The organism is Stenotrophomonas sp. STEN046, from assembly GCF_056759755.1.
Genome location: NZ_JBRRDR010000001.1, coordinates 1 through 17,026, shown reverse-complemented (window position 1 = coordinate 17,026; position 17,026 = coordinate 1). Strand labels below are relative to the sequence as shown.

Annotated in this window: 15 protein-coding genes; all 15 read left to right on the top strand. The window is 67.4% G+C overall.

What is annotated here, in order from left to right; genetic code table 11:
- Positions 1–24: 24 nt before the first annotated feature.
- The 15 genes from cheY (at position 25) to ACVOLJ_RS00005 (ending at position 16,837) form a co-directional block, all read left to right on the top strand.
- The gene (cheY, locus tag ACVOLJ_RS00075; protein WP_005413247.1) at positions 25–417 is read left to right on the top strand and encodes a chemotaxis response regulator CheY; all 393 of its coding nucleotides are present in this window, start codon (positions 25–27) and stop codon (positions 415–417) included.
- Complete coding sequence (locus ACVOLJ_RS00070; RefSeq protein ID WP_475279885.1) at positions 417–1,022, top strand: protein phosphatase CheZ; 606 nt, start codon at positions 417–419, stop codon at positions 1,020–1,022. Before cheY ends, ACVOLJ_RS00070 begins: the two co-directional genes overlap by 1 nt.
- A gap of 2 nt (positions 1,023–1,024) precedes the next feature.
- The gene (locus ACVOLJ_RS00065) at positions 1,025–2,863 is read left to right on the top strand and encodes a chemotaxis protein CheA (protein ID WP_481563100.1); all 1,839 of its coding nucleotides are present in this window, start codon (positions 1,025–1,027) and stop codon (positions 2,861–2,863) included.
- Between the two features lie 146 nt (positions 2,864–3,009).
- On the top strand, positions 3,010–3,750 hold the full coding sequence (locus ACVOLJ_RS00060; RefSeq protein WP_475279883.1) for a flagellar motor protein: 741 nt from the start codon (positions 3,010–3,012) through the stop codon (positions 3,748–3,750).
- A 1-nt stretch (position 3,751) separates the two neighbouring features.
- Positions 3,752–4,795 (top strand): flagellar motor protein MotD, encoded by a 1,044-nt coding sequence (gene motD / locus ACVOLJ_RS00055; protein WP_475279882.1) that lies wholly within the window; start codon positions 3,752–3,754, stop codon positions 4,793–4,795.
- Between the two features lie 4 nt (positions 4,796–4,799).
- Entirely contained in the window at positions 4,800–5,582 is a 783-nt protein-coding gene (locus tag ACVOLJ_RS00050; protein WP_475279881.1) for a ParA family protein, read from the top strand.
- Positions 5,579–6,733: a chemotaxis protein CheW gene (locus ACVOLJ_RS00045; protein WP_481563099.1), complete on the top strand. Its 1,155-nt coding sequence runs from the start codon at positions 5,579–5,581 to the stop codon at positions 6,731–6,733. Before ACVOLJ_RS00050 ends, ACVOLJ_RS00045 begins: the two co-directional genes overlap by 4 nt.
- A 222-nt stretch (positions 6,734–6,955) precedes the next feature.
- Positions 6,956–7,264 (top strand): STAS domain-containing protein, encoded by a 309-nt coding sequence (locus ACVOLJ_RS00040; protein WP_481563098.1) that lies wholly within the window; start codon positions 6,956–6,958, stop codon positions 7,262–7,264.
- Positions 7,261–7,626 carry a response regulator gene (locus tag ACVOLJ_RS00035; RefSeq protein WP_025878971.1) on the top strand — a complete coding sequence of 122 codons (366 nt, stop codon included), beginning with the start codon at positions 7,261–7,263 and terminating at the stop codon, positions 7,624–7,626. Before ACVOLJ_RS00040 ends, ACVOLJ_RS00035 begins: the two co-directional genes overlap by 4 nt.
- A gap of 45 nt (positions 7,627–7,671) precedes the next feature.
- Positions 7,672–9,648 (top strand): chemotaxis protein CheA, encoded by a 1,977-nt coding sequence (locus ACVOLJ_RS00030; protein ID WP_475279879.1) that lies wholly within the window; start codon positions 7,672–7,674, stop codon positions 9,646–9,648.
- Positions 9,649–10,012: 364 nt separating this feature from the next.
- Complete coding sequence (locus tag ACVOLJ_RS00025; protein ID WP_475279878.1) at positions 10,013–12,265, top strand: methyl-accepting chemotaxis protein; 2,253 nt, start codon at positions 10,013–10,015, stop codon at positions 12,263–12,265.
- 177 nt (positions 12,266–12,442) lie between these two features.
- Positions 12,443–13,216: a flagellar brake protein gene (locus tag ACVOLJ_RS00020; RefSeq protein WP_481563097.1), complete on the top strand. Its 774-nt coding sequence runs from the start codon at positions 12,443–12,445 to the stop codon at positions 13,214–13,216.
- A gap of 136 nt (positions 13,217–13,352) precedes the next feature.
- Positions 13,353–13,844 (top strand): chemotaxis protein CheW, encoded by a 492-nt coding sequence (locus ACVOLJ_RS00015; RefSeq protein WP_475279876.1) that lies wholly within the window; start codon positions 13,353–13,355, stop codon positions 13,842–13,844.
- Positions 13,845–13,979: 135 nt separating this feature from the next.
- A complete protein-coding gene (locus tag ACVOLJ_RS00010; protein WP_025878966.1) occupies positions 13,980–14,363 on the top strand; it encodes a hypothetical protein in 384 nt (127 codons plus the stop codon).
- A gap of 98 nt (positions 14,364–14,461) precedes the next feature.
- Positions 14,462–16,837, top strand: a complete 2,376-nt coding sequence (locus ACVOLJ_RS00005; protein ID WP_475279875.1) for a methyl-accepting chemotaxis protein — start codon at positions 14,462–14,464, stop codon at positions 16,835–16,837.
- Positions 16,838–17,026 lie beyond the last annotated feature (189 nt).

Genomic DNA, 17,026 nt, shown 5'->3' with positions numbered 1-17,026 from the left:
GCTGATCAACAAAGGAACTCTGCTTTGAACAAGAACATGCGCATCCTGATCGTCGACGACTTCTCGACCATGCGTCGTATCGTCAAGAACCTGCTGGGCGATCTGGGCTTCACCAATACCGCTGAAGCCGAGGACGGGCATGCCGCGCTGTCGTTGCTGCAGAGCCAGCCGTTCGACTTCGTGGTCACCGACTGGAACATGCCGGTGATGACCGGCATCGAGCTGCTGAAGGCGATCCGTGCCGATGCCAAGCTGAAGACCCTGCCGGTGCTGATGGTCACGGCCGAAGCCAAGCGCGAGCAGATCATCGAAGCGGCGCAGAACGGCGTGAACGGGTACATCATCAAGCCGTTCACCGCGCAGACGCTGGAAGAGAAGCTGGGCAAGATCTTCGAACGCCTGGCGGCCAGCGCCTGATGGACACTACGGTCGACAAGAGCGCCCTCGCCCTGCGCCTGCAGGAAGCCCTGGATGCACTGGAATCGGGCGACGAAGCCGCCTGGCGCCAGCGCATCGATGGCCTGGTGGCATTGCGCACGCAGCCGATGATGAGCGGCCTTTCGCGGCTGGCGCGCGAACTGGGGCAGGCGCTGGGTGAACTGCCGACCGTGCCTGATGAAGCCGGCGAGCTGGATGACGCCTGCGCGCGCCTGGACCACGTGGTGGCCATGACCGAGCAGGCCACCCACCGCACCCTGGACCTGGCCGAAGAGTGCCGCAACCTGACCGAGCAGCTGCGTGCCGATGGCCTGCAGCCGGGCCAGGACGCGCAGCTCGACCGCATCCGCCACAACCTTACCGAGATCGCCCTGACCCAGAGCTACCAGGACCTGACCGGCCAGATCATCCGTCGCGTGGTCGGCATCGTCCGTCGCGTGCACGAAGGCTTTGGCGCGCTCGGCCTGCCGCCGGAACAGCATCGCACCGACCCGGAACTTGCCGGGCCGGCACTGAAGGGACTTGACCGCCACGCGGTCTCGCAGAACGACGCCGACGACCTGTTGTCGGATCTGGGGCTGTAAGCATGGGCGCGGTAGCCGACGACATCACTGCCGATTTCATCATCGAGGCCCAGGAAATCCTGGATCGCCTGGGCGAACAGCTGGTGTCGCTGGAACAGGCACCGCAGGACAACGAACAGCTCAACGCGGTGTTCCGTGGCTACCACACGCTGAAAGGCGGCGCGGGCTTCCTGGGCATCACCGCGATGGTCGAGCTGTGCCACGCCGCCGAGGAAGCTCTGGGCGCCGCACGGGCCGGCCAGGCCGTGCTGCAGGCACATCACTTCGATGCCGCCCAGCAATCGCTGGACTACCTGCAGTCGATGCTCGATGCGGTGTCCTCCGGTACCGAACCGGGCTTTGCACCGCCCGAGCTGGTCGCACAGTTCGATGTGCACGGTGGCGCTGCCACCGCAGCGTCGGCCGTGGCCACGCCGGCAGGCGCCGGCGGCGACCTGATCACCGATGATGAGTTCGAGGCACTGCTGGACCAGCTGCACGGCGGCAAGGCCCCGACCACCATCGCAGCGACGGCGAAGAAAGCCGACGACATGATCAGCGAGGACGAGTTCGAAGCCCTGCTCGACCAGCTGCATGGCGGCGCCGTGCCGGGCGCGCAACCGATCGCTGCTGCCGTTGCTGCTCCGGCAGCGCGTCCGGCGCCGGCAGCGCTGCCGGCACCGGCGGCCAGCAAGCCGGCAGCCAACAAGCCGGTTGCCGAAGCCGAACACACCGTGCGCGTGGACACCAAGCGCCTGGATGCCATCGTCAACCTGATCGGCGAACTGGTGCTGTCACGAAACCGGCTGAAGACCCTGCGTACACGCCTGCGTGACGAAGAGCTGGATCGTGCCGTGTCCACTCTGGACATCGCCACCGCACGGCTGCAATCGGCGGTGATGCGCACGCGCATGCAGCCGGTCGGCAAGGTGTTCTCGCGCTTCCCCAAGGTGGCCCGCGATGTCGCGCGCTCGCTGAAGAAGGAAGTGGACCTTGAGCTGATCGGCGCCGAGACCGAGCTGGACCGCAACTTGGTCGAAGCGCTGGCCGATCCGCTGGTGCACCTGGTGCGCAACGCCATCGATCACGGCGTGGAAATGCCCGACCTGCGCGAAGCGCAGGGCAAGCCGCGGATGGGCCACGTGCGCCTGTCGGCGCAGCAGGAAGGCGACTACGTCAGCATCGAGGTGCAGGACGACGGCGCCGGCATCGATCCGGAAAAGCTGCGCGCCAAGGCACGCGAGAAGGGCCTGATCGACCCGGAAGCCGCCGCCCGCCTGAGCAGCGAGGAATGCCTGCACCTGGTGTTCCTGCCTGGCTTCTCGACCAAGCAGCAGGTCACCGACATTTCCGGCCGTGGCGTCGGCATGGACGTGGTGCAGTCGCGCATCCGCGAACTCAGCGGGCAGATCCAGATCCAGTCGGAACTGGGCCGTGGCAGCCGCTTCATGATCCGCGTGCCGTTGACGCTGGCGATCCTGCCGACCCTGCTGGTACAGGCCGGCGAGGATGTCTACGCGCTGCCGCTGGCGCGCGTGATGGAAGTACTGCATGCGCCGCGTACCTCGCTGGGCTGGTTCGACGGTCGCGCCGTACTCGATCGCCGCTCGCACACCCTGCCGCTGGTCGACCTGCGGCAATGGCTGGATGTGACGCCCGCCGCCTCGCCGCTGCTGACCATCGTCGTACTGCAGGCCGGCGAAACCCGCTTCGGCCTGGTGGTGGACCAGGTGCGCGGCCGCGAGGAAGTGGTCATCAAACCACTGCCCAAGGCATTGCGCGGCCTGCGCGGTTATGCCGGTGCAACCTTGATCGGCGATGGTCGCATGGCGCTGATCCTGGATGTGGACGGGTTGCGCTGAACCCCACCGGGCACGACCCGGCGCAACCGGAAACGGCCCCGCAGGGTAGCGCCGGGCCATGCCCGGCGACCCGAAAACTGTGACTACCGTCTGTACACAACCTCCCGGTGTCTCAAGTCCCATTCACACAAGCCGATACCGGACCCATGGATAGACTCAGCCTCATTGGACTTTTCCTCGCCCTGGCCTCACTGGTCGGCGGCAGCATCCTCAAGGGCGCCGGCCTGGCGTCGTTGTGGTCGCCTGCGGCGTTTGTAATCGTCATCGTCGGTACCATCGCCGCCATCCTGCTGCACACCTCGCCGGCCGTGTTCAAGCACGCCTTCAAGATCGTGCGCTGGGTGGTGCGCCCGCCGCACAGCGACCGCCGCGAACTGATCCAGCAGATCGTGGAGTGGAGCAACATCGCCCGCCGCCAGGGCCTGCTGGGCCTGGAAGCACAGGTGGAAGCGCAGCAGGACCCGTTCCTGCGCAAGGGCCTGCAGCTGCTGGTGGACGGCGTCGAACCGGAATCGATCCGGCACATGCTGGAAATCGAACTGGGCAGCCAGGAGCACCAGGACCAGGCCGGGGCCAAGGTGTTCGAGGCGATGGGCATCTACGCACCCACGCTGGGCATCATCGGCGCCGTGCTCGGCCTGATCGCGGTGATGAAGAACCTCGCCGACCCGAGCAAGCTCGGCCACGGCATCGCTGCCGCGTTCACCGCCACCATCTACGGCATCGCCTCGGCCAACCTGCTGTTCCTGCCGATCGCCGCCAAGCTCAAGAGTGTGATCTCGCACAACACCCGCGACCGCGAGATGGTCATCGAAGGCCTGATCTCGATCGCCCAGGGCGAGAACCCGCGCAACATCGAAACCAACCTCTCCGGCTTCCTGCACTGACATGGCCCGCCGCAAGCACCACGAAGAGCACGCCAACCACGAAGCATGGGCCATTCCCTATGCCGACCTGATGACGCTGCTGCTCGCCTTCTTCGTGGTCATGTACGCGATCTCCTCGGTCAACGAGGGCAAGTACCGGATCATGGCCGATGCCCTCACCGATGCCTTCGGCGGCGCACCGCGCACCATCAACCCGGTGCAGGTCGGCAACAAGCAGGTGCAGGGTGGCGGCTGGGACAGCCCGTCGGTGATCAAGTCCGGCACCAAGATCGGCCCGTCGGCGCCGGCGCCTTCGCACGACCCCACCCTGCTGCCGTCGATGGCCTCGCAGATGCGCATGCCGGTGTCGGTGCACAACCAGGAACAGATCGCGCGCGCCGAGCGCCAGCTCAACAGCATCGCCGACCGCCTGACCGCCGCGCTGGCGCCACTGATCGACCGCGGCATGATCAGCGTGCGCCGCACCGAACTGTGGATCGAGGTCGAAATCAACAGCGACATCCTGTTCCCCACCGGCTCGGCCGCGCTCGATGTACATGCGCGTGACACCCTGGCCAGCCTGGCCGGCGTGCTGCGCGATGTGCCCAACAGCGTGCGCGTGGAAGGCCACACCGACAACATCCCGATCGCCACCGCCACCTTCCCTTCCAACTGGGAACTGTCGGCCGGCCGCGCCGCCAGCGTGGTCCATCTGTTCGCCGACCAGGGCGTGCAGCCCTCGCGACTGGCCATGGTCGGCTACGGCCAGTTCCGCCCGCGCGAGGAAAACGACAGCGCGCAGGGTCGCAACCGCAACCGCCGGGTGATGGTCATCATCCTGGCCGACACCAGCCATTCGGTCGATCCGCTGGGCGAGCGCCTGAATGCCGCCACCGGTGCCGCCACAGGCAACGACGCCGGCAACCCCAGCCGCGCGCCGACGCAAGCCTCGGCGGCATCGCCGGCACGTACCACCCCCACACCCCCCATCGCACCGGTGCAGTTGCCGCCGGTGCCGGCTGGCAGCCGCGTCGGCGCCGCCGTTCCCCCGGCAATGAAGGAGTAATCCGATGCGCATCTGGGCAGTCGCCAACCAGAAGGGCGGAGTCGGCAAGACCACCACCACCCTCGCCCTCGGTCGCGGCCTGGCCGCGCTCGGCCACCGCGTGCTGCTGATCGATCTCGATCCGCACGCCTCGCTCACCCGCGCCTTCGGCGTGCCGATCGAACCGGCACCGGCCGGCGTGCTGGAACTGTTCGGCGCGCCACCGGCCGACCTGGCCACGCTCAGCCATGCCAGCAACATTTCCGGGCTGGACTACGTGTGCGCGCAGGCCTCGCTGGCCACGCTGGAACGGCGCAGCGCCAACCAGCCCGGTCTCGGCCTGGCACTGCAGAACGCGATGGCGCGCCACCAGGGCCAGCACGACTACATCCTGCTGGACTGTGCGCCCACCCTCGGGCTGCTGATGATCAATGCACTTGCCGCCGCTGATCGCCTGATCATTCCCACCCAGGCCGAGCCGCTGGCCCTGCACGGGCTGGATGGCATGGTCCGCACCGGCGAAATGGTCGAGCGCTCGCGCCGTCGCCCGCTGCCGATCTCGATCCTGCCCACCCTGTTCGACCGCCGCACCCGCACCGGCAACGAGTCGCTGCGCGCGATGCAGGACCGTCACGCCAGCCGGGTCTGGGAAGACGCCATCCCGATCGATACGCGCATCAGCAATGCCGCCGGCCTGACCCTGCCGAGCATCGGCGAGGACTACCCGGGCCGGGGCCTGGCTGCGTACCGGCGTGCACTGAACTGGATCCTCGGCGAAGACGCACGTGCGCTGGAGCAGGCTGCATGAACACCACCGGCCTGCTGGACGACTATCTGGACCAGCTGCTTGGCGACGCCATCGCCGCAGCACCGGCCATCGAACAGGAACCGGTCGCTGCCTCTGGTAGCGCCGGGCCATGCCCGGCGGACGCAGCACCCGAATCCGAACGCGAACCCACCTGGGACGATCTCCCGGCCGAGGTCGTCTACGAAACCGGCGCAGTCGCTGCCACCCCGGCCAGCGACGACGCCGCACTCGAAGCCGCCTTCGACGCGGCCACCGGTCGCGCCGGGCCATGCCCGGCGGACACAGCACCCGAATCCGAGCGCGAACCCACCTGGGACGATCTCCCGGCCGAGGTCGTCTACGAAACCGATGTGGTCGCTCCCGTCGCGGCCGCCCCTGCGGCGCCGGAACCGACCTGGGACGACCTGCCGGACGAGGTCATCTACGAAACCGACGCGGCCGACAGCCTGGCGCACACCGACAGCCCCGGGCTGCAGGCAGCCTTCCAGGCCGCCGCCGACGGTGAGGAGGTTCCTGCGATCGCCACTCCCGCCGCAGCCGTCGCCCCCGCACGCCCCGCCCCCGCGCCGATGGCCGCGATGGCCCCGATGTCACGCGCGCCCGTGGCACCGCCGCCGCGCGTGGCCGTCGACGCACCGGCCAGCAATCGCCCCGGCACCTGGCAGGAACTGCAGGCACAGGCACATCAGCCTGCCAGCAGCCCGCACCCGCAGAACCGCCGCGCCGGTGAGCGCGCCTCGCGCTGGTTGCGCCTGCGCTGCGGTACCCAGGCCTACGCCCTGGAGCTGCTGAAGGTGCAGGAAGTGGTGCTGCCGGTTCCGCTGCTGCCACTGCGCGGCACTGCCCCGGAAATGCTCGGCATCATGAACCTGCGCGGCCAGGTGGTGCCGGTGATGGACCTGGGCCTGCACCTGGGCGCCGCCTCGGCCGAGGACGATGCCCAGACCCGTATCGTGGTACTGGAAGAGAACGGCGAGACCCTGGGCCTGCGCGTGTCGGCGGTGGAAGACGTCGCCAACCTCACCGATTCGCAGATAGAGCCGCCCGATACCGCCCGCATCTGCCAGATCTCCAACGAACTGTTCCGCGGCGTTGCCCGCATCAGCCAACGCCCGATGATCCTGCTCGACGCCAGTCACCTGCTGGGCTGAGCAGGAAACGGCAGGGCGTCGGCGCTCCGCGCCGATTCCAAACCGTCCGTCAACCCCCGGCAGCAACGGCCACCGGGCAGTGGGGACGGCAGCTGCTGATTCGCAGAATCGGCTCCTTCCGTCCCCGAAAAGCCCCGCTTCGGCGCTCCGCGCCGATTCCTCCCCTAAAGAACCCCCCGCCGGTGCCGTTATGAATGTCGGAACCGTTTGTCCGGAGCAACGATGAGCACTGTCGAACTGGGTGAGGATCTCGGCATCGAGAGCAGCACCGAGCTCAAGAACCGCCTTTCGCCACTTGTGGCGGAAGCAGCCGAACTGACCCTGGATGCAAGCCAGGTCGGTCGCATCCATACCGCGAGCATGCAGGTGCTGTGTGCCTTCGTGCAGGCCCGCCGCGAGGCAGGCCTGGGCACCGGCTTCCACGGTTGCACTGCAACCTTCCGTGACGCTGCACGCCTGTTGGGCGTCACCCAGGCCCTGGGCCTGGACGTACCCCATGACAACCTGAAATCTGTGGAGAACGCTGCATGAGCGCACGTATCTTGGTGGTGGACGATTCGGCGTCGATGCGCCAGATGGTTTCCTTCGCCCTCACCTCGGCCGGTTTTGCCGTCGAAGAAGCTGAAGACGGCGCGGTCGCGCTCGGTCGTGCCAAGGGCCAGCGCTTCAATGCGGTGGTGACCGACGTCAACATGCCGAACATGGACGGCATCGCGCTGATCCGCGAACTGCGCCAGCTGCCCGACTACAAGTTCACGCCGATGCTGATGCTGACCACCGAGTCGGCCGCGGACAAGAAGTCCGAAGGCAAGGCCGCCGGTGCCACCGGCTGGCTGGTGAAGCCGTTCAATCCCGAACAGCTGGTCGCCACCGTGCAGAAAGTGCTGGGCTGATCGCCCCGCACTGCTCCCCCTCTTCGCTTCCGGATCGCCACTGCCATGAGCATGGACCTGCAACGCTTCCACGCCACCTTCTTCGAGGAGAGCCGCGAAGGCCTCGACGCCATGGAGGCCGGCCTGCTGGCCCTGGAATCGGGGCAACAGGACGCGGAGATCATCAACTCGGTGTTCCGCGCCGCCCATTCCATCAAAGGCGGCGCCGGCACCTTCGGCTTCGATGCCATCGCCGGCCTGACCCACGTGCTGGAGACGCTGCTGGATGAGCTGCGCGCCGGCAAGCGCGCACTGGAAGGCAACGCGGTCGACGCGATGCTGTCCTCGGTGGACGTGCTGCGCGCCCTGCTGCGCGAGGCCGAGCACGGCCAGGTCGCCGACCCTGCCGCCGTTGCGGCGGTGAAGGCACGCCTGGAAGCGGTGCTCTCCGGCCAGGCCGCCGCGACCCCGGCGCCTGCAGCGGCCAAGGTCGATGACACCCCGGAAGCGTGGCAGATCGGCTTCACCCCGGCGCCGTCGCTGTTCATGAGCGGCAACGACCCGCTGCGCATCATCCGCGAGCTGGAACACCTGGGCTCGCTGCAGGTGGCAGCACGCATCGACCGCCTGCCCGGTTTCGCCCAGCTGGACCCGCTGGAAGCCCATCTGGCATGGGACCTCGGCCTGGTCGGCAAGGTGCCGCGCAGCAAGATCGAAGACACCTTCGCCTGGGTGCTGGACGACTGCGAACTGGACATCCGTCCGGCCGCGCCGCCGAGCCTTGCCACCCAGGCGCCGGTTGCGGCCGCCGCAGCGCCGGCTCCTGCAGCCGCTGCCGCGCCCGCTGCCAGCAGCGGCGCCAGCCAGGAGGCGGAAACCTCCATCCGCGTCAGCGTCGACAAGGTCGATGCACTGATCAACCTGGTCGGTGAACTGGTCATCACCCAGGCCATGCTCAAGCAGGTTTCGCATGCGCTGGATCCGGTGCATGCCGAGAGCCTGTTCGCCGGCCTGGATCTGCTGGAACGCAACACCCGCGATCTGCAGGAGGCTGTCATCGGCGTGCGCATGCTGCCGGTGGACGCCGTGTTCCGCCGCTTCCCGCGCCTGGTCCGCGACCTGTCCGGCCGCCTCGGCAAGCACGTGCGCCTGCGCACCATCGGCGAAGGCACCGAGCTGGACAAGGGCCTGATCGAGAAGATCGCCGATCCGCTGGTGCACCTGGTGCGCAACTCCATCGACCACGGCCTGGAAATGCCGGACGTGCGTCGCGATGCAGGCAAGGACGAGACCGGCACCATCACCCTGGCGGCCTCGCACCAGGGCGGCCACATCGTCATCGAAGTCAGCGACGACGGCCGTGGCCTGAACCGCGAAAAGATCCTCGCCAAGGCCCATGAGCGGGGCCTGGCGGTGCCGGACAACCCGACCGATTCGCAGGTCTGGGACCTGATCTTCCAGCCTGGCTTCTCCACCGCCGATGCCGTCACCGATCTGTCCGGCCGCGGCGTGGGCATGGACGTGGTCCGCCGCAACATCCAGGCGCTGGGTGGCGAGGTGCAGATTGAAAGCGGCTTGGGCACCGGCACCCGCACGCTGATCCGCCTGCCACTGACCTTGGCCATCCTCGACGGCATGACCGTGGCGGTGGCCGGTGAAACCCTGATCCTGCCGTTGGCCTACGTGCTTGAGGCACTGCAGCCGCAGGCCGAGGACATCCGCAGCATGGCCGGCGAAGGCCGCGTACTGCGCGTGCGTGGCGAGTACCTGCCGATCCTGTCGCTCAGCGAGTACTACGGCTATGGCCAGCGCGAACCCGGCAGCGAATCGCTGGTGGTGGTGGTCGAAGGGGATGGCCAGAAGATCGCGCTGGAAGTGGACGAACTGGTCGGCCAGCAGCAGGTTGTGGTGAAGAACATCGAGAACAACTACCGTCGCATCGGTGGCGTGTCCGGTGCCACCATCCTCGGCGATGGCCGCGTCGCACTGATCGTCGACATCGGCGGCCTGGTGCGCTCGCTGCGGATGCCGCAGGCCGCCTGAACCGGCCGGCATTGCCGTCAACGACCGCCGCCCTCCGGGGCGGCGGTTTTCGTTTGCACGCCAACACAAGCGCAGCGCCGCCGCCTGCCCGACGGTACGGCACGCAGGATGCGTGACCTCCATCGCAGGCGCAGTTTCCACTGCAACCATCGATCAACGCGAAAGCCCCTACGCCGCAAGGCTTTCGGGCGTTCTGCCCTACGCTGGCGAATGTGACATCCGTCCATAAAGTACGGCGCAGCTGCGCCGCTATCTCGGATTGACGGCAGTCACCGAACCCCCACCGGGCCGACCGTTCCCTCCTGCAACGACCTTTTGCCCGCGGCGTCGCCGCCGGCATTCTGCCCACCTTGGAGCACCCTGCATGAAGTGGTTCCACGATCTGCCCATCGCCCGCAAGCTGGCTGTGGGATTCACCCTGACCACCCTGATGACCGTCGTACTGGGCGCCTTCGCCCTGGTCCGCCTGTCCGAGGCCAACGCGCAGCTGAGCGCGATGGCCGCCAACGATATTCCGTCGGTGCAGTATCTCGGCGAAGTGCGTTCGCAGCTGGGTGAATTCCGCACCTACGAACTGGCCCAGCTGAGCATGCTGGACCAGCCGGAAAAGGTGGCCGACTACAACAAGCGCATGAACGACACCGCCACCGTCGTCCGCGAACAGCTGGCGGCCTATGCCAAGCTGCCGGCCGGGGCCAAGGAACGCGAGCTCTACCAGGCCGTGCAGACCGACATCGACGGCTACTTCGCCGCCAATGCCAAGCTGCGCGAAGCCGCCACCGCCGGTGACGGCGTGGTTGCACGGCAGATTTCCGACGACCAGTCGCGTCCGCTGCGCCGCAAGGCATTCGAAGACCTCAAGGCACTGGGCGCTTACAGCAGCTCGCTGATGCAGGGCAAGATCGACGATGCCAATGCCACCCATCGCAACAGCATGCTGGCGATCATCGCCGCCATCGTGTTGCTGGTGGTGGTTGCCGCAACGCTGGCCGTGGTCATTTCGCGCGCGGTGGTCGGTCCGCTGGGCAAGGCCGTGCAGGCCATCCAGGCCGTCGCCCGCGGCGACCTGAGCGTCACCACCCAGAGCACCGGCAAGGATGAAGCCGGCCGCATGCTGGCCGCCACCGCCGAAATGACCGCGATGCTGCGTCGCTTCTCCGAGCAGACCCAGCTGATGGCGCAGATGCATGCCGGCCCGGATATCAGCCATCGCATTCCCGAAGATTTCCCGGGCGTGTACGGCCAGCTGGCCGGCGGCATCAACACGGTCATCTTCGAACACCTCGATTCGATCCGTGATGCCATCGATGTGCTCAACCAGTACGCCACCGGCAACCTCGCACCCGACGCGCGCCGCCTGCCGGGCAGCCGCGCGATCCTGCACGAGTCGATGGATGCGGCCAAGGCCAGCCTGCTGGCCATCAACACGCAGATCCAGCAGTTGGCCTCGGCTGCTGCCGCCGGTGATTTCAGCCAGCGCGGCGACGCGCAGCGCTTCGATCACGATTTCCGCGTGATGATCGAGCAGCTCAACAGCATGATGCAGGTGGCAGATGGCAACCTCGGCCAGCTCTCGCAGCTGCTGCAGGCGATCGCCGCAGGCGACCTCACCGCACGCATGGACGGCCAGTTCCACGGCGTGTTCGCCCGCATGCGCGACGATGCCAACACCACCGTCGCCCAGCTGACCCAGATCGTCAGCCAGATCCAGGCCAGCACCTCCAGCATCACCCTGGCCGCCGGTGAAATCGCATCGGGCAACAGCGACCTGTCGCGCCGCACCGAACAGCAGGCCGCCAACCTGGAAGAAACCGCCGCCTCGATGGAGGAGCTCACCTCCACCGTGCGCCAGAACGCCGAACACGCCCGCCAGGCCAACCAGCTCGCCATCGGCGCGCACGGTGTGGCCTCGCAGGGCGGTGAAGTGGTCGGCCAGGTGGTCAGCACCATGTCCGCCATCGAAGCCTCGTCGAAGAAGATCGCCGAGATCATCTCGGTCATCGACGGCATCGCGTTCCAGACCAACATCCTGGCACTCAATGCCGCGGTGGAAGCCGCACGCGCCGGTGAACAGGGCCGTGGTTTCGCCGTCGTGGCCAGCGAAGTGCGCACCCTCGCCCAGCGTTCGGCTGCTGCAGCCAAGGAAATCAAGGGCCTGATCGATGAATCGGTCGGCAAGGTCGCCGAAGGCTCCACCCTGGTCCACCAGGCCGGCAGCACCATGGGCGAGATCGTCGCCTCGGTGCAGCGCGTGACCGACATCATGGCCGAAATCTCGGCGGCCTCGCAGGAACAGAGTGCCGGCATCGAGCAGGTCAACCAGACCGTGGTGCAGATGGACGAAACCACCCAGCAGAACGCCGCGCTGGTGGAAGAAGCCACCGCCGCTGCGCGCGCCATGGAAGACCAGGCCGCACAGCTGGGCGAAGCGGTTGCCCGCTTCCGCCTTGCCGCACCCAGCCTGGGCAGCGCCGCCCCGCGTGCCACCCAGGCTGTCGCAGGCAGTGCACCGCGCAAGGCGACCGCAAGCGCCGCTGTGGCGCCGGCGCCGGCACGCGCCCGCAAGGCGATCCCGCAACCTGCTCTGGCCGGCGACGGCGACTGGCAGGAGTTCTGATGGCAGCAACGGGGTGGCCTCGCGCCACCCCGTTGCGAGTCAGACCGGCGCCGTGGTTCAACCGGTGCACCGGTAATCTCGAGCACGCTCGGCACTACATAATTCCGCCCCACGGCCGATACTTCTTTCGAGCCACGTGCCCACACGCGTCGGCGCCCGCCCCTGACCCAAGATTCCATGTCCGACGGCCACGACACTGCACCGCCCGAAGTCCATGCGGCCGACGCCGCCGACGATCGCTTCCTGGTCCGCAATCCGCGCCAGGTGCGGCAGCTGCTGCGCTCACTGATCGACCAGCGATCGTTGATCAACGCCCACATCGACGGCCGCGACCGCTCCTTCCCCACCGCCCTGCTTGAACTGGACGAGGACGACGACGTCCTGCTGCTCGATGGCAGCCCACAGGAAGCCTCCAACCGCGCCGCCGAACAGGCCGACCACCTGCTCTGCTTCGCCCAGCTGGAACGGGTGCTGGTGCGGTTCCGCCTGCAGGATCTGCAGCGCGTGGACAACGACGGCCATGTCGCCTTCCGCGCGCCATTGCCCGAAGAGCTCGTGCACCTGCAGCGTCGCGAGCTGTATCGACTGGAAACCCCCATCACCGATTCGCCGCAGCTGCTGCTGCCGCCGGGCGAGGCCCAGGCCGAGGCCCTGTCGATGCGGGTGGTGGATATCAGCGGTGGCGGCCTGGCCGTGACCGTGCCCACCGACTGCGCGATCTTCAGCCTGCAGCAACGCTACCGCGCGCAGCTGTCGATGCCCGATGGCCCGGACCTGCCGATCCAGCTGGTGGTCTGCAACCTGCTGCCGCAGCGTCTGCCGAACGGCACCGAGGTCAAGCGCGTGGGCATGCGTTTCGACGATCTGCCCCGCGGCGGCGACAGCGCCATCCAACGCTACATCTTCCGCATCGACCGCCAGCGCAAGGCACGCAAGAACGGCGACATGTAAGGCGGTTCCGGCGTGCCCCGGTAGCGCCGGGCCATGCCCGGCGAACGTCCCGGCACCACCAGACCTCTAAAGTCCCCCACCACGGGGCCGATATCGAGCCTGACACCGGCACTTCCGGCAGAACCAGGACCCCTCGATGAACGACAAGAACAGCTCCGCCGCCGGCGCCGATGGCGAATTCCTCAGCTTCACCCTCGGTGCCGAGCACTACGGCGTGGACATCCTCAAGGTGCAGGAAATCCGCGGCTACGACGCGGTCACCCGCGTGCCCGACGCTCCGGACTACATCAAGGGCGTGATCAACCTGCGCGGCACCATCGTGCCGGTCATCGACCTGCGCCTGAAGCTGCGCCTGGAAGACGCCCGCTACGACGCCTTCACCGTGATGATCGTGCTCAACGTCGAAGACCGCGTGGTCGGCATCGTGGTCGACAGCGTCTCCGATGTCATCCCGCTGTCGGCCGATCAGATCCGCCCGACCCCCGAATTCGGCGCCGCCGTCGATACCCGCTTCATTTCCGGCATCGGCACCCATGACGACCGCATGCTGATCCTGCTGGACATCGAAACCCTGCTCGACAGCGCCGACATGGGCCAGGCCACCGTCGTCGAAGACGCTGCGGCCTGAACAACGGACTTTCTTCACGTTTCTGTTACGCGACCCTTCAGTTCCCTCCATCCACGCCGATAGGGGGACAGAAGCCGGTCGCGCAGGAGCGCGCAGCACCGGATCCACTGTCACCATCCCCGGAGAATCACCCCGATGAAGTCCCTGCTTGCGTTCGTTTCGGCCGCTGTCCTGGCCACCACCGCTTCCTCCGCTTTCGCACAGTCGGCCGAGATGATTCCGCCGGAGATGGCACCGCGTGCAGTCGGCAAGGACGGCATGGTCTGCGGCAAGGTTGAGAAGGCCCGCTTCGCAGAAGGTTCCGAAGGCCAGCCGACCTTCCTGTACATGGGCGGCGCCTTCCCGCGCCACACCTTCTCGGCACGCATCGCCGGCGAAAACCGTGGCAAGTTCTCCTTCCCGCTGGAAACCCTGGAAGGCAAGACCGTCTGCGTGATCGGCAAGATCCAGCGCGATGCCTCGCGCGCGGAAATCGAAGTCAGCTCGCCGTCCAGCCTGAAGCTGGCCAACATCAAGTAATCCGCTGTCCGTCAGACCACGCCGGCCCACGTGCCGGCGTGGCTGTTGCAACCGGGCCGCGTGCCCGGCCGCGTCTGCCTTAGGAGATCGCAACGCCCATGCCGTGGATCAACAACCTGAAACTGATGCCGAAGCTCATGCTGACCTTCGGTGTCCTCTTGCTGGTGATGCTGCTGCAGGGCATCGTCGCCTACCGTGGCCTGCATTCGCTGAACAACGTCACCACCGAGCTGGCCGGTTCGCGCATGGAGAGCATCCGCCTGGCCGGTGAGATGCGCGGCATGCTCGGCGAGTACCGCAACAGTGCCTACCAGCAGCTGATCCGCGCCAGCGACGACGTCAAGGCCGACGCCCGCAAGCAGGCTGTCGAGCTGCGCACCAGCATGGACAAGTCGATCAAGGACTACCCCAAGCTGGTCGACAACGATCAGCAGAAGAAGCTGTTCGACACCTTCGCCAAGGACTGGAAGGAGGCGCTGGCGTCCTACGACAGCGTCACCGAAATGCTGGAGCTGGACCTGCCTGACGATGCGATCGATACCTTCGTCGGCGAGACCCGCACCAAGCACCGCAAGGCCGGCGCCGCGCTTGAAGCGCTGATCGCCGAAGACAACCGCCTCGCCCGCGCCTCGCGCGACGAAGCCGCCACCACCTACTCCGCCTCGGCCGTGCTGACCGTGGTCGCCCTGCTCGGCGGCGCCGCCCTCGGCCTGGTGCTGGTGTGGCTGTTTGCCCGCGCCCTGGTGGGCAGCGTGCGTGGCGCCGTCTCGGTGGCCAACGATGTTGCCGGTGGCAAGCTGGATGGCCATATCGATGTCAGCCGCCAGGATGAAGTGGGCGAACTGATGCAGGCCATGCAGCGCATGCAGCGCGACCTGCGCGAGCGCACCGAGACCGACCAGGCCATCGCCCGCGAGAACCTGCGTATCCGCACCGCACTGGACTACAGCTCCACCGGTGTCTACCTGACCGACCCCAGCAACACCATTGTCTACAGCAACCGCGCCCTGCAGCAGACCCTGGCCCAGTACCAGGACGAGCTGCGCCGTGACCTGCCGGACTTCGATGCGCACGCCTCGCTGGTCGGCAAGCCGGTCACCGTGCTCGAGCATCGCGGCGAGATGGACCACACCCTGCTGGCCAACCTCAAGCAGCACGGCGTCGCCCGGCGTCCGATGCAGTACGGCGATGCCCAGTTCGCGCAGGTCGTGTCGACCATCCGCAACGAAGAAGGCGACACCGTCGGCTACGTGGTGGAATGGCGCGACCGCACCCAGGAAGCCCAGGTAGAAGCAGAAGTGGCACGGGTGATCGCCCAGGCCGCCGCCGGCGACCTGTCCGGCCGCATCGACGCCAACGACAAGGAAGGCTTCTTCCTACAGCTGGCGCAGCAGATCAACGGCCTGCTGGACGCCAACTCCGGCAGCATCGAGCAGATCTCCGGCCTGCTGGCAGCGCTGTCGCAGGGTGACCTGACCGTGCGCATGCATGGCGATTACCAGGGCGTGTTCGCCCGCATGCGTGACGATGCCAACGCTACCGCCGCGCAGCTCAGCGAGATCGTCACCCGCATCAAGCAGTCCAGCCGCGCGATCAGTTCGGCTGCCGGCGAAATCGCATCGGGCAACAGCGACCTGTCGCGCCGCACCGAACAGCAGGCTGCCAACCTGGAAGAAACCGCCGCCTCGATGGAGGAACTGACCTCCACCGTGCGCCAGAACGCCGAACACGCCCGCCAGGCCAACCAGCTCGCCATCGGCGCGCACGGTGTAGCCTCGCAGGGCGGTGAAGTGGTCGGCCAGGTGGTCACCACCATGTCGGCCATCCAGGCCTCGTCGAAGAAGATTTCGGAGATCATCTCGGTCATCGACGGCATCGCCTTCCAGACCAACATCCTGGCACTGAACGCTGCGGTGGAAGCCGCACGTGCCGGCGAACAGGGCCGTGGCTTTGCCGTGGTCGCCAGCGAAGTGCGCACCCTCGCCCAGCGCTCGGCCGCAGCCGCCAAGGAGATCAAGGGCCTGATCGATGATTCGGTCGGCAAGGTCAACGACGGTTCGGCACTGGTGCACAAGGCCGGCGCCACCATGGGCGAGATCGTCGCCTCGGTGCAGCGCGTCACCGACATCATGTCCGAGATCTCCGCTGCCTCGCAGGAACAGAGCGCCGGCATCGAGCAGGTCAACCAGACCGTGGTGCAGATGGACGAAACCACCCAGCAGAACGCCGCGCTGGTGGAAGAAGCCACCGCCGCCGCGCGTGCCATGGAAGAACAGGCCGGCCACCTCAGCGAAGCGGTGTCGATCTTCGTGGTCGACGAGGCCGAGGTCGTGGCTGCCCCGCGCGCCGCAGCCCCGGCTCCGCGTGCAGTGGCACAGGCCGCCCCGGCACCGGCAGCACCGCCGGCACGTCGCAGCAACGGCGGCCGGCCGATGGCCACCGAACTGGCCGATGGTGACTGGCAGGAATTCTGATGCCTGCCTGACCTGACGCACGAGAACGCCCTGGCCCTGCGCTGGGGCGTTTTCGTTTACGGGGTATCTGGATATCCAGCCAACGGCGACGCCCCTCGGGGTGGTCGGTCGAAAAGCTTGCCTGCTGAGGGTTGGCCCGGGGTGGGGGGGGGGGTGGGGGGGGGCGGGGGGAAATAAAATTTGTGGGGG

Coding starts and splice junctions, on each gene's coding strand:
- ACVOLJ_RS00070 (WP_475279885.1), top strand. CDS start 417: ATGGACACTACGGTCGACAAGAGCGCCCTCGCCCTGCGCCTGCAGGAA.
- ACVOLJ_RS00065 (WP_481563100.1), top strand. CDS start 1,025: ATGGGCGCGGTAGCCGACGACATCACTGCCGATTTCATCATCGAGGCC.
- ACVOLJ_RS00060 (WP_475279883.1), top strand. CDS start 3,010: ATGGATAGACTCAGCCTCATTGGACTTTTCCTCGCCCTGGCCTCACTG.
- motD (WP_475279882.1), top strand. CDS start 3,752: ATGGCCCGCCGCAAGCACCACGAAGAGCACGCCAACCACGAAGCATGG.
- ACVOLJ_RS00050 (WP_475279881.1), top strand. CDS start 4,800: ATGCGCATCTGGGCAGTCGCCAACCAGAAGGGCGGAGTCGGCAAGACC.
- ACVOLJ_RS00045 (WP_481563099.1), top strand. CDS start 5,579: ATGAACACCACCGGCCTGCTGGACGACTATCTGGACCAGCTGCTTGGC.
- ACVOLJ_RS00040 (WP_481563098.1), top strand. CDS start 6,956: ATGAGCACTGTCGAACTGGGTGAGGATCTCGGCATCGAGAGCAGCACC.
- ACVOLJ_RS00035 (WP_025878971.1), top strand. CDS start 7,261: ATGAGCGCACGTATCTTGGTGGTGGACGATTCGGCGTCGATGCGCCAG.
- ACVOLJ_RS00030 (WP_475279879.1), top strand. CDS start 7,672: ATGAGCATGGACCTGCAACGCTTCCACGCCACCTTCTTCGAGGAGAGC.
- ACVOLJ_RS00025 (WP_475279878.1), top strand. CDS start 10,013: ATGAAGTGGTTCCACGATCTGCCCATCGCCCGCAAGCTGGCTGTGGGA.
- ACVOLJ_RS00020 (WP_481563097.1), top strand. CDS start 12,443: ATGTCCGACGGCCACGACACTGCACCGCCCGAAGTCCATGCGGCCGAC.
- ACVOLJ_RS00015 (WP_475279876.1), top strand. CDS start 13,353: ATGAACGACAAGAACAGCTCCGCCGCCGGCGCCGATGGCGAATTCCTC.
- ACVOLJ_RS00010 (WP_025878966.1), top strand. CDS start 13,980: ATGAAGTCCCTGCTTGCGTTCGTTTCGGCCGCTGTCCTGGCCACCACC.
- ACVOLJ_RS00005 (WP_475279875.1), top strand. CDS start 14,462: ATGCCGTGGATCAACAACCTGAAACTGATGCCGAAGCTCATGCTGACC.